The organism is Novipirellula rosea, assembly GCF_039541335.1.
GTDB lineage: Bacteria > Planctomycetota > Planctomycetia > Pirellulales > Pirellulaceae > Novipirellula > Novipirellula rosea.
Genome location: NZ_BAABGA010000073.1, coordinates 41,211 through 66,686, shown reverse-complemented (window position 1 = coordinate 66,686; position 25,476 = coordinate 41,211). Strand labels below are relative to the sequence as shown.

The 25,476-nt window shown below is 54.6% G+C and carries 22 protein-coding genes; 13 read left to right on the top strand and 9 right to left on the bottom strand.

All coding sequences use genetic code 11. The annotated features are described in order from the left end of the window. Window positions 1–296 precede the first annotated feature (296 nt). From ABD971_RS25905 to ABD971_RS25895, 3 genes are all read left to right on the top strand, one after another. A complete protein-coding gene (locus tag ABD971_RS25905; RefSeq protein ID WP_345326755.1) occupies window positions 297–707 on the top strand; it encodes a hypothetical protein in 411 nt (136 codons plus the stop codon). A 70-nt stretch (window positions 708–777) separates the two neighbouring features. Then, on the top strand, window positions 778–1,383 hold the full coding sequence (locus ABD971_RS25900; RefSeq protein ID WP_345326754.1) for a tetratricopeptide repeat protein: 606 nt from the start codon (window positions 778–780) through the stop codon (window positions 1,381–1,383). 290 nt (window positions 1,384–1,673) lie between these two features. Continuing rightward, window positions 1,674–2,960 (top strand): cation:proton antiporter domain-containing protein, encoded by a 1,287-nt coding sequence (locus tag ABD971_RS25895; RefSeq protein WP_345326753.1) that lies wholly within the window; start codon window positions 1,674–1,676, stop codon window positions 2,958–2,960. A 40-nt stretch (window positions 2,961–3,000) separates the two neighbouring features. On the opposite strand, the gene ABD971_RS25890 is transcribed toward ABD971_RS25895, so the two are convergent. Then, window positions 3,001–4,086, bottom strand: coding sequence for a calcium/sodium antiporter (locus ABD971_RS25890; protein WP_345326752.1), 1,086 nt, complete (start codon window positions 4,084–4,086; stop codon window positions 3,001–3,003). 168 nt (window positions 4,087–4,254) lie between these two features. Then, entirely contained in the window at window positions 4,255–5,034 is a 780-nt protein-coding gene (locus ABD971_RS25885) for a dienelactone hydrolase family protein (RefSeq protein WP_345326751.1), read from the bottom strand. A gap of 302 nt (window positions 5,035–5,336) precedes the next feature. Here ABD971_RS25885 and ABD971_RS25880 point away from each other — a divergent pair, with 302 nt between their 5' ends. Both ABD971_RS25880 and yidD read left to right on the top strand, forming a co-directional pair. Beyond that, window positions 5,337–6,446 (top strand): calcium/sodium antiporter, encoded by a 1,110-nt coding sequence (locus ABD971_RS25880; protein ID WP_345326750.1) that lies wholly within the window; start codon window positions 5,337–5,339, stop codon window positions 6,444–6,446. A 2-nt stretch (window positions 6,447–6,448) separates the two neighbouring features. After that, the gene (yidD, locus tag ABD971_RS25875) at window positions 6,449–6,679 is read left to right on the top strand and encodes a membrane protein insertion efficiency factor YidD (protein WP_339942216.1); all 231 of its coding nucleotides are present in this window, start codon (window positions 6,449–6,451) and stop codon (window positions 6,677–6,679) included. 137 nt (window positions 6,680–6,816) lie between these two features. Here the strand turns inward: yidD and ABD971_RS25870 are convergent, their stop codons facing one another. The 5 genes from ABD971_RS25870 to ABD971_RS25850 form a co-directional block, all read right to left on the bottom strand. Then, complete coding sequence (locus ABD971_RS25870; protein WP_345326749.1) at window positions 6,817–10,059, bottom strand: efflux RND transporter permease subunit; 3,243 nt, start codon at window positions 10,057–10,059, stop codon at window positions 6,817–6,819. Next, on the bottom strand, window positions 10,056–11,834 hold the full coding sequence (locus tag ABD971_RS25865) for an efflux RND transporter periplasmic adaptor subunit (protein ID WP_345326748.1): 1,779 nt from the start codon (window positions 11,832–11,834) through the stop codon (window positions 10,056–10,058). Before ABD971_RS25865 ends, ABD971_RS25870 begins: the two co-directional genes overlap by 4 nt. Before the next feature lie 137 nt (window positions 11,835–11,971). Then, on the bottom strand, window positions 11,972–12,685 hold the full coding sequence (locus ABD971_RS25860) for a TetR/AcrR family transcriptional regulator (RefSeq protein WP_339942219.1): 714 nt from the start codon (window positions 12,683–12,685) through the stop codon (window positions 11,972–11,974). Between the two features lie 281 nt (window positions 12,686–12,966). Further along, on the bottom strand, window positions 12,967–13,992 hold the full coding sequence (locus ABD971_RS25855; RefSeq protein WP_339942220.1) for a zinc-binding alcohol dehydrogenase family protein: 1,026 nt from the start codon (window positions 13,990–13,992) through the stop codon (window positions 12,967–12,969). 109 nt (window positions 13,993–14,101) lie between these two features. Then, window positions 14,102–14,932: an amidohydrolase family protein gene (locus ABD971_RS25850; RefSeq protein ID WP_339942221.1), complete on the bottom strand. Its 831-nt coding sequence runs from the start codon at window positions 14,930–14,932 to the stop codon at window positions 14,102–14,104. A gap of 17 nt (window positions 14,933–14,949) precedes the next feature. Between ABD971_RS25850 and ABD971_RS25845 the strand changes: the two genes are divergently transcribed. From ABD971_RS25845 to ABD971_RS25825, 5 genes are all read left to right on the top strand, one after another. Next, a complete protein-coding gene (locus ABD971_RS25845; protein WP_345326747.1) occupies window positions 14,950–16,347 on the top strand; it encodes an AraC family transcriptional regulator in 1,398 nt (465 codons plus the stop codon). A gap of 278 nt (window positions 16,348–16,625) precedes the next feature. After that, complete coding sequence (locus ABD971_RS25840; protein ID WP_339942223.1) at window positions 16,626–17,201, top strand: superoxide dismutase family protein; 576 nt, start codon at window positions 16,626–16,628, stop codon at window positions 17,199–17,201. Window positions 17,202–17,873: 672 nt separating this feature from the next. After that, entirely contained in the window at window positions 17,874–18,803 is a 930-nt protein-coding gene (locus tag ABD971_RS25835; protein WP_345326746.1) for a sigma-70 family RNA polymerase sigma factor, read from the top strand. A gap of 263 nt (window positions 18,804–19,066) precedes the next feature. Beyond that, the gene (locus tag ABD971_RS25830; RefSeq protein WP_339942225.1) at window positions 19,067–19,966 is read left to right on the top strand and encodes a leucine-rich repeat domain-containing protein; all 900 of its coding nucleotides are present in this window, start codon (window positions 19,067–19,069) and stop codon (window positions 19,964–19,966) included. Beyond that, entirely contained in the window at window positions 19,966–20,703 is a 738-nt protein-coding gene (locus ABD971_RS25825) for a M90 family metallopeptidase (RefSeq protein WP_345326745.1), read from the top strand. Before ABD971_RS25830 ends, ABD971_RS25825 begins: the two co-directional genes overlap by 1 nt. A 5-nt stretch (window positions 20,704–20,708) precedes the next feature. On the opposite strand, the gene ABD971_RS25820 is transcribed toward ABD971_RS25825, so the two are convergent. Next, complete coding sequence (locus ABD971_RS25820) at window positions 20,709–21,017, bottom strand: Dabb family protein (protein ID WP_345326744.1); 309 nt, start codon at window positions 21,015–21,017, stop codon at window positions 20,709–20,711. 117 nt (window positions 21,018–21,134) lie between these two features. Then, a complete protein-coding gene (locus ABD971_RS25815; protein WP_339942228.1) occupies window positions 21,135–21,599 on the bottom strand; it encodes an FHA domain-containing protein in 465 nt (154 codons plus the stop codon). A 210-nt stretch (window positions 21,600–21,809) separates the two neighbouring features. On the opposite strand from ABD971_RS25815, the gene mnmL reads away from it, so the two are divergent. The 3 genes from mnmL (at window position 21,810) to cimA (ending at window position 25,467) form a co-directional block, all read left to right on the top strand. Next, window positions 21,810–22,919, top strand: a complete 1,110-nt coding sequence (gene mnmL, locus ABD971_RS25810) for a tRNA modification radical SAM protein MnmL/YtqA (protein WP_345326743.1) — start codon at window positions 21,810–21,812, stop codon at window positions 22,917–22,919. A gap of 212 nt (window positions 22,920–23,131) precedes the next feature. Then, the gene (locus tag ABD971_RS25805; RefSeq protein ID WP_339942230.1) at window positions 23,132–23,509 is read left to right on the top strand and encodes a hypothetical protein; all 378 of its coding nucleotides are present in this window, start codon (window positions 23,132–23,134) and stop codon (window positions 23,507–23,509) included. A 368-nt stretch (window positions 23,510–23,877) separates the two neighbouring features. Further along, entirely contained in the window at window positions 23,878–25,467 is a 1,590-nt protein-coding gene (cimA, locus tag ABD971_RS25800) for a citramalate synthase (RefSeq protein WP_345326742.1), read from the top strand. Window positions 25,468–25,476 lie beyond the last annotated feature (9 nt).

Here is a 25,476-nt window from a genome sequence, read left to right as displayed (position 1 = left end):
CGTATAGGTATGGATTACATAAAGCGTGCGGGCTGGGGAATTCGGTGCAATCCGATCGATTTCGTCGGTGGGGGATCCGTAGGGCTGACATAGACGACACAATCGAGCCCCCCACGACGAAGTGACGTGAGTTCGTAAAATTTTCCCAATGCGCTCTTGCTTACGATCTGCCGCATCCGATAATTGACTCAAGCGTTGCAATCGTGTCGCAAGACGCCCGATGCAACCGAGTTTTGACACTCGACGGCCAAGTCATGATGCCAAATCATGATGGCCGACCACGGACAGTAATTCAGATGGCCCAGCGGCACCTTCCTAGCGATGTCTCGCTCTTGGCATTTTTGCCGAGTCGGTGGCATCTTGCCTGTCGCCAACCTCTGATGCTGTTGATTTTCGTGGCGGCGTTTGTGCAGTTGATTCCGATCGGGATCAACCAGCATGCGGACCACGGTTCTAACATCGCTGCGGGTGTCGCCGATGTCAGTGCCGCTGCGAAAGTGGCGATTGAGGTCGTTCGGCCCGTGGGCCACGGCGCCCAAGTACTCGAAGATCGGGCTGAGTCCGAAAAGACGTTCGGCTTTGGGTTTGCTTCGATTTCGCAGGCGAAATCTTCTTCTCCGCAGTGGCGTTGCCGCGATTGCATCAGCCATTTGGACTCGTCTGCGGCAGCAACTCTCGTGAACTTGCACGTGCGATTGCAGATTTAAACGAACCGTTTGGTTCGCTTTTTATCTGTTATTTCTTTTTGCAATTGTTCTTTTACAGAGAGTCAATCTTATGTCTGCGCGCACTCAAAAACACACCCGAAATCAAACTCGATCCTTAGCCTCGGCCGCAAAGCCAAAAAATGCGGCCCCGCTGCATCCCGCAATCGCACGCGTCTCGAATCTGATTCGTCGACGCGACTACCAAGCGGCCGCCGAGCTGCTTCGATCGGCGGGACGTGACCCTTTGGTTCGCAACACCCTTGGCGTTTGTCTATTGCGGCTCGGGCATGTCGAAGAAGCATTGGCGGTGTTTCGTCAGTTTGTGCTGACGCCGGGAAGTGTCACCGAGCGAGCCGACGTCAGCAACGCGTGCAAGCGCAATTTTGCGATGGCACTGCTGATGAAAGGTTCGCCTAGCGGCGCACTGGATGTGATCACCGAAACACGTGAGCCTGGTCACCCGATGGCGGTTCGTATTCGTGAAGCCGTCAAATCGTGGGAAAAGTCGCTGTCTTGGCTGCGACGAATTGACTGGAAACTTAACCGCATCGAGCCACCTCGATGCCAAGTTCCCATCGATTTTGAGCCCGGCGAGTTCGAATTCGAGTTTGAAACGGACACGGTTCAACGTCAATTCGACAAGCCAAGCGATAATTCGCTTGAGCTGGCCGTCTAGGCAGATCAGCGTACCGGATAGGGAGCTAACGCGGCGTCTTTCATGTCGTCGCGTTGCGGCTCGAGTTCGCTTTGTTTTTCCGAACCACGGACTCACGTCCGTGGCTATTGCCTAACGCCACTTCGTGACCAACCAATCGCGAATCAGGGGAACTGTAACGCATGACAACCTGGAATCGTTGTCTATAATCATTCGCGGACGACGCGGGTAGCGTTGTCTGTCGCCGAGTGGTGCATCGACTTTGCGAACGGTTCGCTATCCGATGCGTGATTGCGTGTTTTCCGCCGCCGATGAACAACCTTGACTTAACGCTGCACCTATTCCTACAGATTGCTGTCATCTTGCTAGTGTGCCGTGGCGTCGGATGGGTGGCGGCGAAATTTGGCCAACCGCAAGTCGTGGCAGAGATGATTGCAGGAGTCGCGTTGGGGCCCTCGCTGTTTGGTCTTTGGTTGCCCGAGTGGCAGCAGTCGTTGTTTCCATGGGATCCGACCCAAACCACACGAGATTCACAGAGTTATCTGTATCCGATTTCTCAGCTCGGATTGGCACTCTACATGTTCGTCGTTGGCATGGAGTTCCGCATTGATATTGTTCGCCAACACTTTCGCAGTTCGCTGGCCGTTTCGATCGCAGGGATGCTTGTTCCATTTGTCTTGGGCTCGGTGCTGGCGTGGTTCTTTGTTCGTCATACGTCGATGTTCATGCCGCAAACTGGCATGATCGAAGCAATGTTGTTTTTGGGCGCATCGTTGTGCATCACCGCGTTTCCGATGCTGGCCCGGATCATTCACACCAAAGGTTTGGCGGGAACTCGGATGGGCACGGTGGCAATCGGCGCCGGCGCGATTGACGATGCCGCGGCTTGGTGTTTGTTAGCGCTGGTGCTGGCCAGCTTTGATGACAATTTCTCGTTGGCATACTGGAGCATCGGAGGCGGAATCGCATTTGTATTGACCGCTGTGATCGTGATTCGGCCACTGTTGAGCCGATTGCTCGGTGGAAATCGCCCCAATGATAACTCGTTGCACCCCGCGGGCTTGGCGATCGCGCTGGCATGTATGTCGCTCGGGGCTTGGTTCACCGACATGATTCATTTGCACGCGGTATTTGGTGCCTTCATCATTGGCACGGTGATCCCACGCGGAGCGGTGACTCGCGAGTTGATCCAGCGAATCGAGCCGCTCACCGTTGCGATCTTGTTGCCACTGTTTTTTACCTATTCAGGCTTGAATACACGCATTACGGTGCTAGACAGTGCCTATTTATGGGGGCTGTGCGGGATCGTACTGTTGATCGCGGTGATTGGAAAAGGAGCGGCTTGTGCGATGGCGGCCTGGAAGACCGGCGTTCCCGGGCGCGAATCGCTGGGGATCGGGGTGCTGATGAACGCGCGAGGGTTGATGGAATTGATCGTGATCAACATTGGTTTACAGCGCGGATTGATTTCCGAAGAACTGTTTGTCGTGTTGGTGTTGATGGCGATCGTCACAACGTTAATGACTTCGCCGATCTTTGACTGGCTAGTCCAGCGATCGCCCGATAGTTCATCATCGTCGATTGCTCCGCGATCGTAGCGTCGTTGATCACGGTGCGATCAACGACGACGGACTTTCATCACGAAACTTTGTCGATTCCGCTGTTCGCGGGCGTCTCGATCCGCGTGTGTTTCCAAGCGACTAAGCTGACAATGACGCAAACGATTGGCAGTAATCCGAAAACAAGTGACGTTTTTGCAGTTGGAACCCATTCCAACTGCATCGCCCCGCCGATCAGCAGTCCGTTGTACATCAGGTACAACACCAGCATCACGATGCCTTCTCCACGAGACACGACGGCGTGCGAAAGAAAGATTGGCCAACAGAGAACTGCCACGTAAACCATGACAGCCAGATCGAACCACAGCACCGTAGTGGATACCGAGACGCCAGATGTCCCTAGCACGGACGCGGTCGCCAACACCATCAACAGATTGAATACGTTGCTGCCGACGATGTTTCCGACCGCGATGTCACGCTGGCCTCGCATCGCTGCAACGATCGACGTCGCCAACTCGGGTAGCGAGGTTCCCGCAGCAACGATGGTCAAGCCGATCACCAGGTCGCTAACGCCAAATTGGCGCGCGATAACCGTTGCGGAATCGACGAGCAGATCGGCACCGAAAACCAACAATCCTAAACCGACCAACAGCAAACCAAGGTTCGCAAACAATTTTCGCCGCGATACCGGCGTTTCCGCAGCCAGATCGATAGGTTTGGATTCTTTTCGGCCCGCGCGAATCAACCATCCTGTATAGAACACGAACGCCGCTAACATGCAGCCGCCTTCCCAACGCCCGATCGCTCCGTCGTAGGCAGCCAACCAAACGACGATCGAGGCAGCGATCATGATCGGCACATCGAAGCGAACGAGCTGTGATGAGACCGACAAAGGAACGATGACGGCAGATATGCCAAGGATCAACAACACGTTGAAGATGTTGCTGCCGACAACGTTACCGAGCGCGATCGCCGCGTCTCCCTTCAGACTCGAGACAGAAGAAACCGCAAGCTCAGGCGCACTTGTCCCGAACGCTACGACCGTCAAACCGATCACCAGCGGCGAAATGCGAGCCGCTTCCGCCAACGTCACTGCACCCCGCACAAGCAACTCTGCGCCGGCCACCAAGATGGCCAAGCCGAGCAACAGCAATACGTAGGTCATGTTGGAATTTTAACTCGGGATTCGCTGGAAAGGGAGTTGGACACAACGATCAATCTATCGCGAATTATACGTTGCGATAGCTGGCAGGCAAAAAAGTGTCCTGGCGGGCGATCCCCCTAGTCACCGCCGAAAGTCATCGTGACTTTCGTTGCGGTTTCAAAGCTTCGATCACTCAAACAATTCGGCGAAAAATGCTTTCATCGCGACCCACGATCGGTGATCGGCTTTGGCGTTGTAGGCGGCACCTCGCGAATTATCATTGCCCGCCATCGGCTGAGTGAACGAGTGCACGGCACCCGAGTAGTAAATCATTTGCCAATCGACATTTGCATCGTTGAACTCCTTTTTCATGGCGTCGATGTCGGCTTCGGGGACAAAGGGATCATCGGCTCCGTGGCAAATCAGCACCTTTGCCTTGATGTTCTCGCCATCTTCGGGACTTGGCGAATCGAGTGCGCCGTGAAAGCTGACGACGCCGTCGACATTGGCACCACTGCGGGCCAGTTCGAGTACACCTTTGCCACCAAAACAGTATCCGATCGCGGCAATTTGATCAGCGTCCACGCCCTTTTGCGACAGCAGTTGTTGCAGCCCAAGATTCAGACGTTGCCGATACAACGCCGAGTTGTTTTTAAAGGTTCCCGAAAGCTTTGCAGCTTCTTGTGGATTTGCCGGTCGGTTGCCTTTGCCATAGATGTCCAGTGCAAAAGCAACGTAGCCCAATTCGGCCAACTGCTTGCATCGGCCTCGTTCGTATTCGGTTTGCCCCATCCATTGATGGACCACCAATATGCCTGGCACAGGATCCGAGATTGCTGCGGGATCCCAAGCGACGAAGCCTTCGAGCGTCACGTCACCATCCTGATAGGTGACCTGTTTGGTTTGCACCTCCGCTTGAACTTGCGAAAAACAAATTCCGGCAATCAACAACGCAAAGACAATACGCATCAAAATTTACCTCGTAGCTTGGTTTGTAGAAAGGCAACGCAAGCCGCATCGAGCACTGGGGCTTGCGGACGAACGACTGATTTTACTGAACCACAGTCTGGACGTCATCCGCACCGGGTTGTCATTCGATAGCGGGATACCAATCCGATCGGTCCCGGATGGCAACCACGGGTGAGCCCAACATTCGAGTATGAGCGGGTTATCGCCGTCGGCCAACGCATGTTCCTCGAACCTGACTTTCCGCTTAGAATCGTCATGTTGAACCAACGCCCCCCTCTTGTTACGCAAAGATTGATTCCCAGATGACCTACGTGTTGCTTCTCGTCGGACTTGTGATTCTTGTGGTCGGAGCCGAGCTGCTGGTACGCGGTTCCGTGACGCTCGCTGCCTTTGCAGGCGTTTCGCCGCTGATCATCGGGTTGACCGTGGTCGCGTTTGGCACCAGTGCCCCTGAGTTAGCGGTTTCTTCGGTTTCGAGTTTGAAAGGGGATTCAGAGATCGCGCTGGGGAATGTGATTGGCAGCAATATTTGTAACATTTTGCTGATCCTGGGAATCTCGGCCGTGATCGTTCCGCTGTCAGTTTCGTCGCAGTTGGTTCGTTTGGACGTTCCGGTGATGATCGCATCATCGGTAGCCGTGTGGGGGACCGCCTATGATGGGGCCATCACTCGTGTCGAAGGAATTTTGCTGTTTTTGGGCTTTATCCTCTATACGATCTACATGATTCGCAAAGGTCGACGCGAGGAAGCGTCGCGGCGAAGTGCGATCGAATTGGAAGCGGATTTCGAAGCCCATCCAGTCTTGTCCGTCAGCCAAGGTGTTTTGAACGCAGTTTACATTCTGGTGGGCTTGGGGATGCTCGTTTTGGGCGCCCAATTGTTGGTAGATTCGGCAGTGAAAATTGCAACCGAATTTGGGATCAGCGAGATCGTGATCGGCTTAACGATTGTCGCGATTGGGACTTCGCTTCCCGAATTGGCGACATCGGTGGTGGCGGCAATGAAAGGCCAGCGTGACTTGGCGGTTGGAAACGCGGTCGGCAGCAACATGTTTAACTTGATGATCGTGTTGCCGGCGGCGGCGGTGTTGTCGCCCGCGGGCGTTCCAGTGACGACTTCGGTGCTATGGTTTGACCTCGCCGTGATGACGATGATCGCTCTGATCTGCTGGCCCATTTTCATCAGCCGCTCGACCGTCTCGCGTTTCGAGGGTGTCGTGATGCTGGGGTTGTTCGCAGCCTACACTACGATCCTGATCGCAGAAGCTACGAAATACGGTTCTGTCCAAACACTGAAAACGGGTTATTCCATTGTCATTCTGCCAGCGGTGATCGTGTTCGTCAGTATCACCGCGTTGCTTCATTTGCGTGGCGGACGCGGTGAGTCTGCTGTGGCGCAATCAAAGACCTAGGCATGTTCAAAACGATTCACCGCTGGATCATCGTTCTGGTGCTTGCCCCCATCCGTTTTTACCAGATGGCGATCAGCCCGATGCTAGGGCCGCACTGTCGTTTTACGCCCACGTGCAGTCAATATGCGGTGGAAGCGATCCGCAAATACGGCGTGCTGCGAGGCAGCGTCAAAGCGGTTTGGCGAATCCTCCGCTGTCACCCCTGGCACCCTGGCGGATATGACCCGCCTTAATTTCGACAGTCCTTTCCGCTAGAGCATGTTGCAATGCAGCACGGGTGGCTTGCGCGAGATTCGGTAGGCCGGATCTTCGCTCCGCTGCGATCCGGCCTATCGATCAATTTTGCTTCAACAAGCTCAAACGCGGTGGGTCACTCGTCTTCGGTGACGGAAAAACCCAAGTGTTCAATCACCCAAATGTAGATCAGATAAAACACCGGGATCAGCAACAAAACGAGCGACGTTGCCAACATCAATCCAAACGCCAAGCTGGCAGCCATCGGAATCAATAATTGTGCCTGGAACGACTTTTCGGTCAACAGCGGCAACAAGCCTGCGATCGTTGTTAGACTCGTCAACATGATCGGCCGGAATCGCCGTTCGCCCGACTCGATCAGTGCCACACGCGGCGGAACTCCGGCGCGGACACGTGAATTGATAAAGTCAATCAAGACGATTGAATCGTTCACGACGACTCCCGCGAGCGCAACCAGCCCAAACATGCTGAACAGAGTTAGCGGCAAGCCGAGAAATGCGTGTCCCCAAACGGCACCAATCATTCCGAAGGGGACGATGGCCAGGATCAACAATGGTTGGACGTAGCTGCGGAATTGCAGCACCAACAAGACAAACATGCAGACGATCGCGATCGCAAACCCGACCATCAAACTGCCCACCGACTCGTTGCTCTGTTCGCGTTGCCCTTCCCAACGCAGCGATACCGCAGGGTATTGTTTTAGCAACTGGGGAACAAAATCGGCTTGCAGTTCGCTGATGATCAAATCGGCATTGGCGGTCGTTTCATCCAAATCGGCTGAAATCGTCACCGAACGCATCTGGTCGACACGGTTAATTTCCGAAAAACCTCGCTTCAGTTCCACATCGGCCAATTCGGTGATCGGACTTTGTTTGCCATCCGCGGTGCGAACGCGAATTTCGCGAAAGTTGACCAAGCTGTTGCGTTCTTCTTCGGGATGTCGGACCATCAATTTGACTTCGTGCCGGCCTCGCTGTAACCGCATCACCTCGGCGCCGAAGTACGCATTGCGAACCGTATCGCCCAGATCGGTTGGTGTCACCCCGGTGGCCAGGGCGCGGTCTTTGACTTTGAATTGGAATTCCCATTTACCGGGCGTATTGTCATCGGCGATATCGTAAACGCCCGTGAAATCGGCCAATCGCGTTTTGATCGCCTCGGTCGCGGCCAGCAATTGATCGACGTTTTCACTTTGCGCCAGCAGTTTAAATTCGATCGGTTTGCCGCTTGGGCCGACACCGACCGAGCCATAGTTGATCTTTTCGGCGCCGGCAAAATCACCCGCTTCCTCACGCCACATCGAAAGCAATTGATCGCTATGGATGTCGCGAATTTCGGTGTCGAAGAGCTCGACGAACACTTGGCCAAGATGGCTGCCGCCGCCACCGTTTCCGCCCATCGGACCTTGGGTGTTGGTGATTTTTCCGTTCTCGCGGTAGGTCAAACGGACCGGTCCGGTCACTTTGCCATCGGGCTGTTTATAGATCTTTGCTGCCGGAATTCCGGTTTCAGCAGCCCGTCGCTCCGCAACACGAATACTGACGCGACGTATCGCTTCTTCCATCGCTTGCGTAGCACGATCCGTTTCCGAAGCCGAGGTGCCGTCCGGGAACACGACGCTGGCTTGTAAGAAATTATTGTCTGATTTGGGAAACAAAATGCTCTTCACGATGCCGCCACGGACCATCCCGATCGTGATCAGGAATAACGCGATTGCGACGGCGATCATGAACGGAGGATGTCGCAGGCTGAACTTAAGCGTGGGGACATAAAACCGAGTGCAAACCCAATCCATCCCTTGCGTTGCTCGCACACTGGCCCATCCCAACAACAGTCCAAACGGTCGCAGCGGATACATCACGATCGAAATAACGCGAAAGACGCCATGATGCCGGTGTGCCAAGTGGCAGGGCAATACAAACGTGCTTTCCCACAACGAGATCAGCAACATCGCGATCACGGCAAAGGGGATCACCGCCATAAATTTGCCCATCACTCCCGACACAAAAAACATCGGCGAGAATGCGATCACGGTGGTCGTTACCGACGCGGCCACACTTGGCAATACCTCGGTCGCCCCGTCGATAGCGGCGTCCAGCAGTGATTTGCCCATTTGTTGGTGCGAGTAAATATTTTCGCCGATCACGATTGCATCATCGACGACGATGCCTAATGCAACCAGGAACGAGAACAAACTCAGCATATTGAGCGTTTGGTCGCCCCATGACAACATCGCTCCGGCACCGAGAATCGAAATCGGAATCCCCAGAGCGACCCAAACTGCTAAGCGAATTTCGAGAAACAACGCGAGCACCAAGAACACAAGAAACAAGCCTTGGGCACCGTTTCGCAACAACAGCGAAAGGCGGTCTCGCACGTCCTTGCTGCTATCGCCCCAGATTTCGAATCGATAGCCCTCGGGAAGCTCTTTTGCTTCGACGTATTCGTAGACGGCGTCTACCATCGCCAACAGGTCTTCGCTTTTGGTGCGTTCCACGTTCACGACCATGGCCGGTTCCCCATTGATTTCGCCGGTCGCGGTGACATCAGCGAATTCGTCTTTGACCACGCCCAGATCGGCGACCGTCAACACGACACCGTTGGGCTGGGTGACCAGCGGAAGCTTGGCTATTTCTTCGCCAATGCGTCCTTTGTTTTTTGCACGCAACAGTACTTCTTGGCCTTCGGATTTAAGCAATCCGCCAGGCAGTTCGACGTTTCGAGCTCGCAGGATCGACGCCACTTGGCTAAGCGATAGTCCATAGCTACGCAGCGTCGCCTCGGGAATCTCGACATCGATCTGGTAATCACGTGAACCCATGATCGATGCGGACGAGACCGCATTGATTTGTAGCAGGTCATCACGCACCTCTTCGGCCACTTCGCGCAATCGCAACTCGGCTTCTCGCGAACGGTCGTCCGGACCGACGACTCCGACACGAATGGCAGCTTCGCGAAACGTGATCTGTTGAATCTGCGGATCTTCGGCCAACACCGGAAAGCTGGGAATGCGATTGACTTCGCGGTCGATCTCGGACATCACCTTTTGCACGTCTTTGACATCGCTGCGCAATTCTGCCAACACGTAACCCGAGCCTTCTTGGGCAATCGAGGTGACCTTTTTGATCCCGTCGATAGCGCGAATCGCCTCTTCAATCTTTTGACAGATCGCTTCTTCGGTGTCCTGAGGTGTCGCGCCAGGATAGGGAACGGTCACCATCACGACTTCGAGTTCAAATTCGGGAAAGACTTCCCGACGCATTTTCCAGAGCGAAATGCCGCCGACTAACATGAGCGCCAACATCAATACGTTCATGCCTGGCGAATTTTTGATCGCCCAACCAATAAACCGTTTCACTGAGCGGTCTCCTTGGTTACGTCCAATCGCAGGTCGGACGACACATTGCTTGTCGCCGGAGTCGTTTGAGTTGCCACCCCCGCCGCTTCAAGCGTATTCATTCGGGCGGGCATCGTGTCGCCATCGACCGTGCCCACGGGAGACACGACCACGTAGGCGCCCGCTTTCATGCGTTGGTCTTGGACTTCACAGACCCACCATTTTTTATCGCCATTTTGCAGCGGATTGTCTTGGTCCGAATCGGCGAACACGCCAGCGACCGACAACGAATCGACGGGAAAGATCGAGTCGCGATTGACAATGCGTCCGGCCTGCCATGCCGACGGATCAAATCCGTCCGTGATGGTGTCTGGTGTATTACCGGAATCTTCGTCGGTTGCGGGCGTGTCGGTTTTGGCAGACGCCGCATCCGCCTGCTCTGCCGCCTTGGAAACCAATGTTGTTGCCGGTGACGGGCCCTCGGATTGATTTCCGGGCACCGACGTTTGCGAGGAAATTTCGAGCACCGATTCGTCGGGGACAAATTCCCAAGCACGGTTACCCGGTTTCATCGCCGCAGCGGGGATCACGACCAGCGGTGTTTTGGGTTGGATCAGCAGTTTGACGGTCACGTACATGCCACGAACAAGCGTCGAGGGTCCCGACAGCGATGCCGATCCACCCTCGGTTTTAAACGCACTTGGGGCATCGACAAGAATACGAACGGGAACCGTCCGCGTTGTGGGGTCAAGTCCAATCCCGTCATAGCTCAACAATCGCCCGTCCCAGCGGTAGACTTTGCCTTCGCGACCCGAAATTTCAAATTCGACGATGGCGGGGGTTTCGGGAATATCGTATCCACGCCCCTCTCCACTAATCGGAGTGACCGATCGATCGGCTTGATCAAGCACCCAATAGAGTTGATCCATCCGTAAACTTGTAGCCACTTCGACTTTGGTGGTGTCTTCGATCGTGACGATCGTGCTGCCGCGGGCGACGAACGTGTTCAGTTCGGCATCTTCGTTAACAATCACGCCGTCGATCGGCGAACGAATTTCGGTTCGTTCGAGGTTGACGTTTGCAGTGTTCAATTGGGCACTGGCCAAACGTTCGGATGCTTCCAGTCGAGCGCGGCGTTTGCGGAGCAAATCGAGTTGGTTTTCGTAACCGACACGCTGCTGAGTGGATTGCAGTACGGCCCGTTTCGCTTTATCGATTTCCCCTTCGCTGGCAAATCCGCCTGGCAACGATTGCAGCCTCTGAACTTCACGCTGTTGCAATGCTTCGTCTTGGATCGCGACTTCGATCAAACGTTTGGTGTTTGCCATTTCTTGGTCGACTTCACCGAGCGCTTCGTACTCTTGTTCTTTTAGTCGTGTCAATCGTGTGACTTCGAGCTCGTAATCGGTCGGATCAATTCGCATCAACAGATCATCCTTTTTAACAAAGGCACCTGCTTCGCACTTGTCCGATTTGAAGATGATTTTTCCCGCCACCTCGGTGGCAAGACGCACTTCACGATAGGGCACCACAGTGCCATCGACATGCAACTGTAGTCGCTTGCCAAAGTCGCTTAACGATTTGACTCGCTCGGTTCGTACCGGCGTCAACGATTTCATTCGTCCCGCGTAACTCGCATCGGCCGGTGGCCGCTGGGACGGACCAACCTTTCCGAGTGCGATCACCGTCCCTACCGCGACCACCACAATCGCTAGCGGGATGATCAAGTTGAACAGGAACCACGATGGCGTAAAAACGTGCCGGGGTGCCGGAGGATGCTTTGGGGCAGGATTCATAGGTGAAACCGAGGGATCCGGTGAATGTCCAGTATCAATGGACCGAGAGGCTTCGGATGACGGCGGTGAAGCCACGTCGGTGTGTTTAGAAAGAGTCGGAGAAGGCATGATGAATATTGGGTGAAAACGACGTTCGGTTATTTTTCTTCGAGTGCTTTGGCACGAGCGTCAATCAACTGAGTCAGTTGCGTCTTGTGCTCTAACAATGCAGCCTGGTCCGCCGACGCCAGGATCACCGCAGTGATGTGATGGCTGAGCGATCGAACGTCATAGTGCTCGGCTCGCTCGGACTCGGGAATCAAAATCTTTACGACGCCGCCGCTGACTCGGTAATAAAGGCATTGTCCGACCGCACTGAGCGCTAATTGATCGATCACATGCTGCGATACGGGGCGACCGAGAATGGACTGCACCGCATTGCGAATCTGATCGAACATGGGGCGGAAAAAATCGTTCACCATCTCGCGAAACACCGAAGTGGGATTCTGCATCTCACGTAAAAACAACTCGGTTTCCCAGCCACCTTCGTCGTCGGTCAACATTCGCGAAAGCAGTGTGTGGACAAGACAAAAAAGGTCATAGCGTGGTTCGTCACCGAGACATCCGGGAACCGGGAAGGCATGCTCACGCGATTGACGTACGTACTCCATCACTTCGCGATAAAGCCCCAGCTTGTCGCCAAAGTAGTATCCCACCGAGGCAATGTTGACGTTGGCTTCGCCGCAAATCTCGCGAACCGTCGCTCGATTAAAACCGCGATTGGCAAACACCGCCCCCCCGGCCATCAACAGCCGGGTACGGGTATCGGTCGCCGCATCGGGCGGCGGAAGAGAAGAATTGGTTTCAGACAAGCGATCACCCTATGTCTCATTTTAAACAACTGTTTTAAACAATCGTTTGAAATCGCCAGGATGTCAAGCCGGAAAAGCGGAAATGCTCTCAGCCGCCCTTCCGCCAAACAGGACGCCCCGTGTCTCTAAGTGCATCGACAGAAAAGACTTGCGGCACATGGATCACCAGGTTTGGCGAGGTGGGAAGCGTGCTGCGAATGGACTCCAAGGGCTTCCGGAACGACAAACAAGGCGGCGAATTCCGATGAATTGCCGACCTGTTGCCGAAGTGTGGTGGGCGGTTAAACCACTTCGATGATCGCTTTGATCACGCCGGTTTCGGGCTTGGTGAACGATTCAAAATCATCCATCACCCCATCAAAACTGGTTCGGTGGGTGATCCAAGGATCGGTATTGATCGTGCCGTCTTCGATCAGCCCAATGATGCGAGTGAAGTCCGGTGGCAGCGCGTTGCGGGAAGCCAATATCGTCGCTTCGGGGCGATGCATCACCGGATGTTTAAAGCTCAATTCGTCGGTTGTAATGCCGACATAGACAAGTCGTCCGGTCGGCGCCAAGTACTGGAGCGCTCCCGACATCGAGTACTTGTTGCCCGTCGCGTCGGTGATCACTTGGTACATGTCACCGCCGGTAAGCTCTTTCATTCGCTCGACTTCGCTGCCATCCCCTTTGAACAGCACGGTGTTTTCGATCCCGTAGTTTTCACGAACAAAATCGAGGCGGCCTTGATTCATGTCCATCACGCTGATGGTCGCGTCGGTCAGCCGAGCGAATTCGAGTGTCGCCAATCCAATCGGTCCCATCCCAATGATCAACGCGTGGTCGCCTTTCTCGGGAGCCCCACGATCGTTTGCGTGACACCCGATCGCCAAGGTTTCAACGAGCGCCAATTGGTCATAGGACAACTTGGCCGACGGGTGCAATTTATCCGCACGTACCAAGAACGATTCGCAAAGCCCGCCGTCCATCATCACGCCAATGACTTTCAAGTTTTGGCAACAATTGATGGCTCCGCGGCGGCACGCGTAACACTCGCCGCAATTCATATACGGTTCGATGCTGCAGCGGTCACCGGCCTGGACATTGGTAACTCCTTCGCCGACTGATACGACTTCTACACCAAGCTCGTGCCCTGGAATCCGTGGGAAATCAAAGAAGGGAAACTTACCCAGGTAGCAACTGATATCGGTTCCACAAACGCCCATCCGATGAGTGCGAACGAGAGCTTGGCCGGCTGCCGGCGCTGCGGGCTCGTCGATGTCCACTTGCTTTAACGTTTTGAGTTCCGAGATTTGGATGGCACGCATGGTAACGATTTTTTGTCCGTACGAGATGGTTTGAAGATGGAAGTGGTTTTGCAGAGGAGAGCCGACGGCTCAAAGTGATGCAGTCGAAAGATATCGAAGCAGATGAAAATTAGAGTTGGTACTGGCGAATCGCATTGTTAGCGAAGAAGTCGTCTTGTTCGTCCTGTGACAATTCGCTCGCCAGTTGGCGAACGACGCCCAGCCAACGCGAGTATTCGCTGGCCAGCAGACACACAGGCCAATCACTAGCATACATCAACCGCTTTGGCCCAAAGGCTTCCAGCGCGATATCCCAATACGGTCGGAGCGTTTCAATATCCCACGAGGGGTCACGAACTTCGGTGGCGATGCCCGAGAACTTGCAAGCGACGTTGTCGCGTTTGGCTAATTCGCGAAAATGAATTTCCCAGTTCTGGTCAAACTCTGATTTTTTGATCGTCGGTTTCGCGACATGGTCCAGCACGAACACTTGGTCGGGATGTTGGCTGGCAAATTCGACTGCGGCGGGCAATTGACGAGCAAAGATCAAAATGTCGTAAACCAATCCGCGGTCTTTTAGCAGCGAGACTCCGCGATTGAAGTCGCTGCCGAGTAGGAAACGATCGTCCGGCTCGTCTTGAACCACGTGCCGAACTCCCTTTAGTAATTTGGCATCGGCATAGCGATCCAATGATTTTTCGACATCGTCGGCGGCAAGCGGAACCCAGCCCACGACGCCGCGAACGAGAGGCTCGGTTGCGGCGAACCGAAGCAAATCGTCCGTTTCTGACAATGATTGCCGAGCCTGGACCGAGACGAATCCGGTGATCGCCGATTCGCTGGAAATTTGACGGAGTTCCGCAGTCCAAAAATCCTGCTTCAACACCGACATTTCGTCTGAAATCCATCCGTATTGTTCGGCAGAATATTTCCACAAATGATGATGGCAATCAATCAGCATGAAACTTCAAGTGGCGTTTGAGTGAAACGATTCGCGGCATGCGAAACATGGGGGCTGCCGCAGGGGACAGGACCGATGAACGATACCCGCTGCGGTATTCGGCTACAATCCACTTTTGCGTCACGAACTATCAATTTTGCGTCAACCGTGATTTAAGAAAGAACCGAGCAATGGCAGTGGCGGATCGCAAGGTCGCGTTATTAGTCGAAACGTCCAAGGCGTTTGGCCGCGGTTTATTGGCGGGGGTGGGGCGTTATGCGCGGCTCCACCCGCGGTGGTCGATCTATGTCGAAGAGCGGGGGCTGGACGATCCGATCCCAAGGTGGTTGCTTGCCGATTCCTCGGCAGCCGATCGCTTTGATGGAATGCTAATTCGATCGCTGCGGCTCGAGACGATGAAGCAAGCGTCGGAACTGGGGATCCCGGCGGTCTATCTGGGCGAAGAAAATCCGGACGACGTGATCGCGGTGTCCAGCGATGACCGAGCCTGTGCAAGGCTAGCCGCCGAACATTTGCTCGAGCGTCACTTTCGGTCTTTTGGTTACGTCGGGCTCCGCGGTTACGGTTGGTCAGAATCGCGTCGCGATTGTTTTGCGCAGTGTATTGAGCAGTCTGGGTTTCCCTGTGCCATTATCGAGATGAGTACCGAACCACGACAGCATGAAGCTTGGTATCAGCATCGCAACGAACTCGCGAACTGGATCGAGTCACTGCCCAAACCGGTTGCGGTGATGGCGTGTTACGACGCCACCGCCCGAACGTTGTTGGACGTGTGTCGCCAACATCACTGGCTCGTTCCTGAACAGGTTGCCGTGGTGGGTGTGGACAACGACCAAGTGTTATGTGAATTGAGTGATCCCCCGCTGACAAGTGTTGCCTTGGATACCGAAACGATCGGTTACGAGGCGGCCCGCTTGCTCGATCAACGGATGCAGGCAAATTCTTGCGCCGACGTGAAATCGATCAAGTCGATCGTTGTGCCACCACGGGGAGTTCAGTTGCGGCAAAGTACGCAGACCGACGCTATCGACGATCCCGAAATCGCCTTAGCGCTCGGTTTCATTCGCCGCCATGCCTGTGATGGAATCGGCGTGCCGGACGTGCTCGCTCATATTGCGGAATCATCGAATAGGAACACGGTGCCAAAAACGGCCTTGTCGCGGCGAACGCTAGAGCGGCGGTTCCATGCCGCGACCGGCCATTCTCCACTTGATGCGATCCGCGAGGTGAGGATCCAGCGGGTAAAATCGCTGCTGTGCGAATCGACTATGAAACTAGAGGAAGTCGCATCTTCGAGTGGTTTTCAGTATCCCGCCTATATGGCGAGCCAATTCCGCGCTAGCGAGGGGATGACTCCGGGCGAATATCGGAAACTGCATTCAAACGTCTCCGATTCAGTAAGCCGGCCGCGTTAGTAGTGAGCTGGCCGACTGGCTGTGGGCCGGACACGTCAGCAACTAGCTGACCGGTTCGCTGACAAAAACGGGTAAAAGATAAAAATGCGACAGCCTGGATAATCGGAACGGGCTTTGCGGGCCTTTGCGAGCAAGATGCCAAGTCGAGAATGCATCGTTTTGAAAAAACATCATTTGGGCAAACGACTTGCATTCACTTAATGTGTACAATCGCTAACTTAGAAAAAGTGAACCAAATCGCTCCTTCCCCATTCCCCCCTTACAACGAGAGACGAACGATGAAACTGGGTTTTATGAAAACAATGGCACTGGTTGCGCTCGCCGCATGGTTTGTTGCTCCTGTGGCAAACGCCGAAGACAAGCACTCGCATGATCATGCTCACGCTGAATTGCCAACGCTTGGCGTTTGCGTGTTGATGCCGACCAAGGACAACAAGGCCCGCGGCACGCTGCGTTTGGTGCAAAAGGGCGACGAGCTTGTGATCACGGGTAAAGTTCGCAACCTGACTCCCGGCGAACACGGTTTCCACATCCACGAGTTTGGCGATCGTCGCGCAGCTGATGGAACCTCGGCTGGCGGTCACTTCAACCCAGCAGGACATGACCATGGCGCCCCCGGATCCCACAGCCACGCAGGCGACCTCGGAAACATTCTTGCTGACGACCAAGGAGTTGCCACAGTCAATGTGACGACCAAGGACACCGCGCTGCACTTCATCCTGGGACGTTCGTTTGTTGTGCACGCTGGCAAAGACGATTTGAAGAGTCAACCGTCGGGTGACGCTGGCCCACGTGTTGCCGTTGGAATCGTTGGAATCGGCAACGAAAGCTTCAAAGGCACTGCGAAGAAATAATTCGTTCGCTGCGAACGAAACCGAGTTGGCTTCAACGCGATTCGATTTTTCAAACGCTGTCGGATTTTGGTCCGGCAGCGTTTTTTTTGTTCTATCGGTGCGGGGCGAGCCGCCCGGTTGCAGCGAGTAAAACGTTCGAGATTTACCGGCCGGCTTGCGCCGCTCCGCTACAGGAACCACCCGGTTAGTGCCAAAGTAGATCGCACTGGGCCCGCGCCGCTAGGCATGAATCACTCGGTGAATCTCCGCTGGTTCCGGTTGAGTGTGGAAACCGTGGCTAGCGGCTTGTTGATTTTAGTGAGCCGCTCGCGTGTGAGCGGCCGGGGTTCCACACATAATCCGGTGCCTTGCGGCCCACGGCTCATCTCGTTTGCGCAACCGTTTAGCTCCGCCGTGTTCGGCAATCTTTGGGCAACCCAAGGGGGCCGCCTAATCGGAATAACCGGAAACACTGATCCGCTTTTCCGGAAACTGGAGTCAGAGTCAAGAACTTGCCGATGCTAGCATTGTTCACCTGACCTCCACCCCGTCGAATGCGACTTTCGCGTCACGTTTCCTCCCCTTTGTTTAATCCTTTTGGTGCTCACATCCTTCCAATGTGTGGCGCTGTCATTTGGATCGAACACGTGATGGACGAAAGCCGATGTTCGCCCCCTAGCGTCCGAGTAATCCATGTCACAAATCGAAGAACTGTCTAACGACTTCGAGTCGGAAGTTGATACCGAACTTGCGGAGTCTCGAATTCGTCCGTCCAAGCGAGCCACTCCCCGCAGCAATGCGGCTCAGTCTCCCTTGGAAACCTATTTGCGTGAGATCAACGAAACGGCGTTGTTATCTGCGGATGACGAGACCGAACTCGCCTCGCGAATTGCGCAGGGCGACGCGTTGGCTCGCGATCGTATGGTTCGCGCCAATTTGCGTTTGGTTGTTAACATCGCTCGCGGCTACACCGGCAAAGGCTTGGGGCTGCAAGACTTGATCGAAGAGGGCAACCTTGGCCTTTTGCGTGCTGTCGAAGGGTTCGACCCAACGATGGGTACACGCTTCAGTACCTATGCCAGCTACTGGATCAAACAATCCATCAAGCGTGCATTAATCAACAGTGCCAAGACCATTCGCATCCCCGCGTACATGGTCGAACTGCTAAGCAAATGGCGTCGAGCGACTGCACGTTTAAGTGAAGAGCTTGGCCGCACACCATCGAACGAAGAGATCGCTCGATTGCTGGGACTTCCGAAAAAGAAGCTGCCGATTATCCGCAAGGCGATCCGCATCAGCAACAGCACGCCTCAGAGCGACCAAACTGAAGCGGGATGGTCACTTGGCGACATGGTGATGGACGAACGCTTGAAGGCACCCGACGAGGAAATGCTTGACCATGACATCCTGCGTCATGCAATGGAATTGCTCGGAGACCTCGAAGAACGCGAAGCCACCGTGCTGAAGCTGCGTTTTGGACTCGGTGGATGCGAGCCCAAGACACTGAAAGAAATCGGTGCGGAATTAGGGCTGACCCGTGAACGTGTTCGCCAGATTGAAACCGAAGCGTTGCGACGTCTCGCTGATGGTTTGACCGATCCCCACGAGCGTTTGTTTGGCTGAGTCGCCTCGCGACCGCGAAAACAGCACGAACCATGGCCGATGCTCTGTCGGCCCGAGGTGCAAAGACGCTTGCGTCATGGCTTTCCGTTTTGTCGGGTGGGGTAGAACCGACGGAAAGCCATCTTCGGTGTGCTGCGGGGATGTGGGAACTCGGCAGGAATTGGATTAGAATAGGCAGCAATTCATATTGCCCCTTTCAATGCCTGCGACGCGGCTAACCTTCGCCGCCCAGGTCCCACCTGCTGTACTGGAGAGACTTTCGCATGCCAGTTTTGAATCCCACCTCTGCTTTTCTGTTCGCACTGCTCATTGCCATTCCTGCCGCTGCACTTCGAGGCGACGACAAGGAAAACGCTGCTAAAGAAGCCGCGGCCAAAGAGGCTGCCGCCAAACCCGTTCCATCGATTTTTCCTGACCCTGCACTCGAAGCCGCCGTGCGGGCCGAAGTCTTTGCGAAACGCCACAATAACGAAGCGATCACCAAAGAAGATGTCGCCAATATTTCTCGCGTGGTCGGCAAGGGAAAGAAGATCAAGAGCCTCGATGGTCTCGAACATTGCCAGGCATTGATGCTGATCGATCTTGCGGATAACGAGATCACCGATCTGACACCGATTGCCGAACTGAAGCGGCTGCAATCGGTGACGCTGGCCAACAACAAAATCACCGACATCCAACCGCTGGCAGGTTTAACCGCGATGCAGCTCTTGGATCTGGCGGGCAACAGCGTCAGCGATACCTCACCGCTAGAGAAAATGGCGAATTTGCGAACGCTTTATTTGGCGAAAAACAAGCTGACCTCGATTGACGGGATCAAGGGGCTAAGCAAGGTTTGGTCGTTGGATGTCTCGGACAACCAACTCACCGATCTGGAACCGGTTCGCAATTTGGGATGGCTGTCGACGCTGGATATCGCGGGCAATCAAATCACCTCGCTTGAACCGATCACAGGTTTGCGAGAGTTAAGCATGTTGATCATGTCGCGAAACAAGATCGACAACCTTTCGCCGTTGGTGGAGATGTGCCGCAAGGATTTCCAGGGGGAACGACGGTTTGCTCCGTTTTTGCAGGTGTACCTCGGGGAAAACCCGATCGATGCAAAGAAACTCGAGGCTCAGAGTGCCGAATTGGAATCCTTCGGGGTTGAGGTTAACCAGAAATAATGTGGTCCTTCTTTCGCAACCGTCGTCGACGAGGTTGGTTGGCGGTTGCGTTACCGGAACCACAACTGCAAGTGCTGAAACAGAACGTTCCTGCATTTAACCGTTTGCAACCTGACCTGCAGAATCGAATTCTCGATTGCGTTCGCATATTGATCGCCGAACGCAATTGGGAAGGCTGTGAGGGGCTGGACGTTTCGGATGAAATGAAGACGACGATCGCGGGGCACGCCGCGTTCATTTTGCTGCGTTCGGGAGACTATTATTTCGATGGCGTGACCACGATTTTGGTTTACCCCGATGTGATGGTGCGAAGCCACGGCGGCGTGCTCGAGCACACCGTCGGCGAAGCCTGGGACAACGGCGGCGTGATCTTGTCGTGGCCCGAAGTCCTGCTGGCAGCCGACCATGACGACGGACGCAATGTGGTGATTCACGAGTTCGCTCATCACTTGGACGGTCTGGATGGCGAAATGGGCGGCTCGATTTCGTTTGACAAAACGGCGGACCAAGCGGCGTGGGACGAAATTGCCGGTCAAGAATTCCAGCAACTTGTGCACGACGTCAAAGCGGGCCGCCGGACGCTGTTGGATCCGTACGGCGCGACCAATGAAGCCGAATTTTTTGCCGTCGCCAGCGAATGCTTTTTTGAGCGGCCGCGGCCGATGCAGGATCGGCATCCGGAATTGTTCGGCCTACTAAAAACCTATTACCGGATCGACCCTCGAGATTGGCATTAAACCGTTTAGCGAAGATTGCTGTCGCAAACCTTCACTTCGGCCCAGCTCTCTTTGTTTTCGGCAATGAATTGCAAATGCCGTTCGGCGACTTGGTAGGCATCATGGGCTGCGCGGTCGGCAAAAACGGTGTGCAGCGAGACGTCAAAATCGTGATTGACGGGACGATCGAGCTCTTTTTCACGCGTCCCCACGGCGAAATCGACCAGTCCGTCGTGGTCGTCGAGATACTTTTCACAAGCTTCGACAAGCGTTTGCACGGCTTCGTCGCTGCGGTCTTTCAAGGTGAAAAAAACGTGATGAGCCAATCGAGTCATGGGGAAGTGCTTTGCTGAACGGTAGGAAAAACGGCTAAATTCCCCATCCAGAATTCGGTAGAACCCTGGATGGAGCCAAGACAACGCAGGTGTGTCCTGATCGAGTAGCCGCTAAACTTAACCGCTTCGGTCTTGGTTTGAAGAGGGCTTCTTCGGATCGCGACGGGACAATCCGGCTCGGTCCATCAAGGAGCTCTTCATCAGGTCTTCCATGTAATCGTCGTCGGCCGGCGGAGGTCCAAAGGCCCCTAACAACTGCGGCTCATATTCAATCAGATACTCGTGCCGTGCGATGGACACTTTGCTGTTGGGGTCGATACGCTTACGCTGAACGGGACGACCATCGACCTTCAATCCATTTCGGCTATTCAGGTCACGAATGAACCAATAGCCGTGTTCGAGAGTCAACCGGCAGTGTTGGCTCGAAACGTTGGCGAACTTCAATTGAATATCGCACTCGTTACGACGCCCCACCAGCAACCGTTCTTTCACAAGCGGAATAGGGTCACCGCCCCCGCAAGGGGTAAGCTGTCCATAGGGGCCGGCAAATTGAGGTTTCGAAATTTCGTCGTCAAATTCCACGATCAAAGTCTTCCTGTCCGAGTAAACAAAAACGGGGAATTAGCGGCCAGCTTAGCGATTCCCGTGATCGCTTCGGTCCCATATTCCCCATCGTATGACGTGAGTGGCTCTCAGGCGATGGATTTCAAAAGTCGAATTCACCGTCCCCCGCCAAACGGGCAATGAATTCCCGTTCACGTCAGTAATCATATTTTGACCAAGTTTTCACAAATGGCAACGGTTTGTAAATTGATCGACTCCGAATTCAACGAACGATTGAAATGGCAATCGGAAAAATTGCCATTTAACGCATTTGGCGCTTCGCTACGGCGTCGATTTGGTGGCCGAATCCAACGCGTCAGCATCGATGCGGGGTTCACTTGCCCCAATGTCGATGGTGCGGTTGCACGCGGAGGGTGCAATTTTTGTGACAACCGATCGTTCAGCCCTTCACGCCGTGTGCGGCTGAAACAGGTCAGTGAACAATTGGCGACGGGGATCGAAACGGTCACCAAACGCTATGACAAAGTGGCGGGTTTTATCGCTTATTTTCAGCCCGCGACGAACACCTACGCTCCGGTCGAGCAACTCGAAGAGGTCTTTCGATTGGCGCTTTCGATCGACCCGCGAGTGGTCGGTTTGGCCGTCGGAACCCGTCCTGATTGTGTGCCCGAAAGCGTTTTGACGCTGTTGGAAACTTTGGCCCGCGAAACCTACGTCTCGCTCGAATTTGGGATGCAAACGATCCACGATGCCGGGCTGCAATGGATGAACCGGGCTCACGATCACGCCAGTATGATCAATGCAATCGATCGTAGCCGAGGCCGTGGATTTGAATGCTGTAGCCACGTGATTTTGGGGATTCCAGGCGAAACCCATGCGATGATGATGGAAACGGCCAGCGAAATCGGTCGACTCGGCTTTGATGCCGTCAAAATTCACAATTTGTACGCCGTCTTGGGCACCCCGCTGGGTGACCAGGTGCAAAGCGGGGAAATTGTCTTGATGCAGCGAGACGAATACATCCACACCGTGGTCGATTTTCTCGAGCGGATTCCAGCCGAGGTGATTGTCGAACGGGTCAGCGGCGATGCTCCGTCGAGCTATCTGATCGAACCGAAATGGTGTTCGGAAAAATCCTCGCTACGTTTGGCGATTGAACAGGAGTTCAAACGGCGAGGGACACGCCAAGGGTCGCATTTTGTTGCTCCGGAAATCCCACCTGCGCAGCGTCCCCGTCCCGCCGACGAGACCCCCGAATCAATCCGAGATCAAATTGATTTGGGACGCCGGTTGCCCGTGCTAAAGATGGAGAAAAACGGGGCGAATTCGCAAGAGTAGCTTTTCCTAGCTGGTGCGGAGACGGAGAAACCCGTCGAGGCCTCGTCGGAAATTCGGTAGAATCAGATTGCGATAGAACGAGTTTCGGTTGGGCGAATCGTGTGGCTTGTTACAGCCCCCTCGCCCAATCAAACATCGGCCGATACCATTTCGGCCTTCGGAAGCTGAGCGGCGGAGCCTCGGCCATTAATTTAGGAGCGGAGTGGCGACAAATGTCACGTATTGCGATCGTATTTGGCTTGATGCTCTGCGCTGTCACGATGCTGGCGTTGATGGTGACGATGCAGAAGATGCCGTCCCAATTTTGTCCGATGATGTTCGGAATTCCGATGTTATTTTGCGGCGTCGTCGGGTTGAATCCTCACCGTCGCAAGCACGCGATGCACGTGGCGGCGACGGTCGCATTACTGGGCACCCTGATCGGGGGAAGCAACACCGTTTTCTCGCTATTCCGCGTCCTCCGTGGAATCCAAGTGAACTCATTGGCGATGCAAGTGGTCATGGCAATGACGGTGCTTTGTACGATTTTCTTGGTCGTCAGCCTGATTTCGTTTGCCCAAGCACGCCGCCGCCGTTTGACCCCGGGATAGCTGCGATTGACAGCGTCCGCAAAAAAACTATCCTCTGTGCTTCAAAACCTTACAGAAACAGACAATTCCGTGGCACTTCACAGCATTATCCAAACCATGATTATCCGCGTCGTCGGCATTGATAGCCGGCCATAACGCGGGGAACGAATCGGACTGGCCGCAGTCAATTGCGGAGCAGGGCTCGAATCGAGATGCCACTTTGACATTCACCCCCGAGGCCACCCATAGCTTCGGGGGTTTTTTCGTACCTGAAACACCAACGACCGCAGACCGACCGCCAATTTTCCTACTTTCACTCCCCGACGCTTTGCCCCCCACACGTCTTTCGCTTCTCTGCACCTTCCCCTTCTAACTCCAACACGCCCGCGATGAACGCCAAACCCATCTTGATCTACGACACAACGCTCCGAGACGGTTCTCAGGGCGAAGGTGTCAGTTTCTCTCTTCAAGACAAGCTCAATATTGCCGAGCGGCTGGCCGAAATTGGCATCGACTTTATCGAAGGGGGCTACCCGCTGTCGAACGAGAAGGACGTGGCATTCTTTCGCGAGATCAAAAAACGCAACCTCGGCAACACCAAGGTCTGTGCGTTTGGAATGACGCGGCGGAAATCGATGAAAGCCGAAGACGATCCTGGCATGAAAGCGTTGGTGCAAGCCGAAACGCCCTGCATCACCTTGGTCGGCAAAACGTGGGACTACCACGCCACCGAAGTGCTTCGCGTCACGCTCGAAGAAAACTTGGCGATGATTGGCGAGAGCACCGAATTTCTTGCTCGCGGCGCTGAATTGATCTACGACGCCGAACATTTCTTTGACGGCTACGACGCAAACCCCGAATACGCAATCAAAACGCTGAAGGCCGCCGCGTCGGCCGGCGCGACTTGGCTCAGCCTGTGCGATACCAACGGCGGCACGCTGCCCGAGCGGATTCGCGAAGTCACCGAAGCGACTAAGGCCGCTCTTTCCGATTTCAATGTGCAAATCGGGATCCATTGCCACAACGATTGCGAGCTTGCTGTGGCGAATTCGTTAGCAGCGGTCGATGCCGGGGCAACTCAGGTTCAAGGAACCGTAAACGGCATCGGTGAACGTTGTGGCAACGTCGACTTGATCACGGTGATGGCGAATTTGTCGCTCAAGAAGAAAGGTTACAGCGTGCTGGGCGGCCGATCGCTACAACCGTTGACGGAACTGAGCCGCTTTGTCTACGAAACCGCCAATCTGCAATGGCGTAACAACCAACCGTTTGTCGGCCAAAGTGCGTTCGCGCATAAAGGCGGCATGCATGTCCACGCGATCAATAAAGCGGCCAAGACCTACGAGCACATTGATCCAGCCTTGGTCGGCAATGAACGTCGCATTCTGGTCAGCGAACTTTCCGGACGTAGTAACATCGCCGCGCTGGCGACCAAGCACAACTTGGAAGACGACCGCGAATTGATGGACAAGATTCTGGCCGAAGTCGTCCGACTGGAAAACGAGGGCTACCAATTTGAAAACGCGGGCGCGTCGTTCGATCTGCTAATCAAACGCGTTTCCGGTACCTACACGCCCCACTTTGAAACGATCAAGTACCGAGTCGTGGCGGGGGATCGCAGCATCGAGAGCAAACAGCGTAGTGTGTTTGCGGAAGCGATCATCAAGCTCAAAGTCGGCGAGACGTTGTGGTTTGATGCTGCCGAAGGCCACGGGCCAATCAACGCACTCGATGCCGCACTTCGCAAAGCACTTGCCGACGAATACCCGATGCTCGCAGAGATGCGTTTGACCGACTACAAAGTACGCGTCGTTGAATCGAGCAGCGGAACCGAGGCATCGATCCGAGTGAATATCGAAAGCTGTGATGACCACGAATCGTGGGGCACCATTGGCGTCAGCGAAAACATTATCGAAGCGAGCTGGAGCGCGCTGGTCGATGCCGTCGAATACAAACTTCACAAATCCGAAAAAAAGTAACGCTAGAAA

Bases quoted from the DNA above. Each gene is read 5' to 3' on its own strand.
- ABD971_RS25905 (WP_345326755.1), top strand. From the start codon at position 297: ATGGCCCAGCGGCACCTTCCTAGCGATGTCTCGCTCTTGGCATTTTTG.
- ABD971_RS25900 (WP_345326754.1), top strand. From the start codon at position 778: ATGTCTGCGCGCACTCAAAAACACACCCGAAATCAAACTCGATCCTTA.
- ABD971_RS25895 (WP_345326753.1), top strand. From the start codon at position 1,674: ATGAACAACCTTGACTTAACGCTGCACCTATTCCTACAGATTGCTGTC.
- ABD971_RS25890 (WP_345326752.1), bottom strand. From the start codon at position 4,086: ATGACCTACGTATTGCTGTTGCTCGGCTTGGCCATCTTGGTGGCCGGC.
- ABD971_RS25885 (WP_345326751.1), bottom strand. From the start codon at position 5,034: ATGCGTATTGTCTTTGCGTTGTTGATTGCCGGAATTTGTTTTTCGCAA.
- ABD971_RS25880 (WP_345326750.1), top strand. From the start codon at position 5,337: ATGACCTACGTGTTGCTTCTCGTCGGACTTGTGATTCTTGTGGTCGGA.
- yidD (WP_339942216.1), top strand. From the start codon at position 6,449: ATGTTCAAAACGATTCACCGCTGGATCATCGTTCTGGTGCTTGCCCCC.
- ABD971_RS25865 (WP_345326748.1), bottom strand. From the start codon at position 11,834: ATGAATCCTGCCCCAAAGCATCCTCCGGCACCCCGGCACGTTTTTACG.
- ABD971_RS25855 (WP_339942220.1), bottom strand. From the start codon at position 13,992: ATGCGTGCCATCCAAATCTCGGAACTCAAAACGTTAAAGCAAGTGGAC.
- ABD971_RS25850 (WP_339942221.1), bottom strand. From the start codon at position 14,932: ATGCTGATTGATTGCCATCATCATTTGTGGAAATATTCTGCCGAACAA.
- ABD971_RS25840 (WP_339942223.1), top strand. From the start codon at position 16,626: ATGAAACTGGGTTTTATGAAAACAATGGCACTGGTTGCGCTCGCCGCA.
- ABD971_RS25835 (WP_345326746.1), top strand. From the start codon at position 17,874: ATGTCACAAATCGAAGAACTGTCTAACGACTTCGAGTCGGAAGTTGAT.
- ABD971_RS25830 (WP_339942225.1), top strand. From the start codon at position 19,067: ATGCCAGTTTTGAATCCCACCTCTGCTTTTCTGTTCGCACTGCTCATT.
- ABD971_RS25825 (WP_345326745.1), top strand. From the start codon at position 19,966: ATGTGGTCCTTCTTTCGCAACCGTCGTCGACGAGGTTGGTTGGCGGTT.
- ABD971_RS25820 (WP_345326744.1), bottom strand. From the start codon at position 21,017: ATGACTCGATTGGCTCATCACGTTTTTTTCACCTTGAAAGACCGCAGC.
- mnmL (WP_345326743.1), top strand. From the start codon at position 21,810: ATGGCAACGGTTTGTAAATTGATCGACTCCGAATTCAACGAACGATTG.
- ABD971_RS25805 (WP_339942230.1), top strand. From the start codon at position 23,132: ATGTCACGTATTGCGATCGTATTTGGCTTGATGCTCTGCGCTGTCACG.
- cimA (WP_345326742.1), top strand. From the start codon at position 23,878: ATGAACGCCAAACCCATCTTGATCTACGACACAACGCTCCGAGACGGT.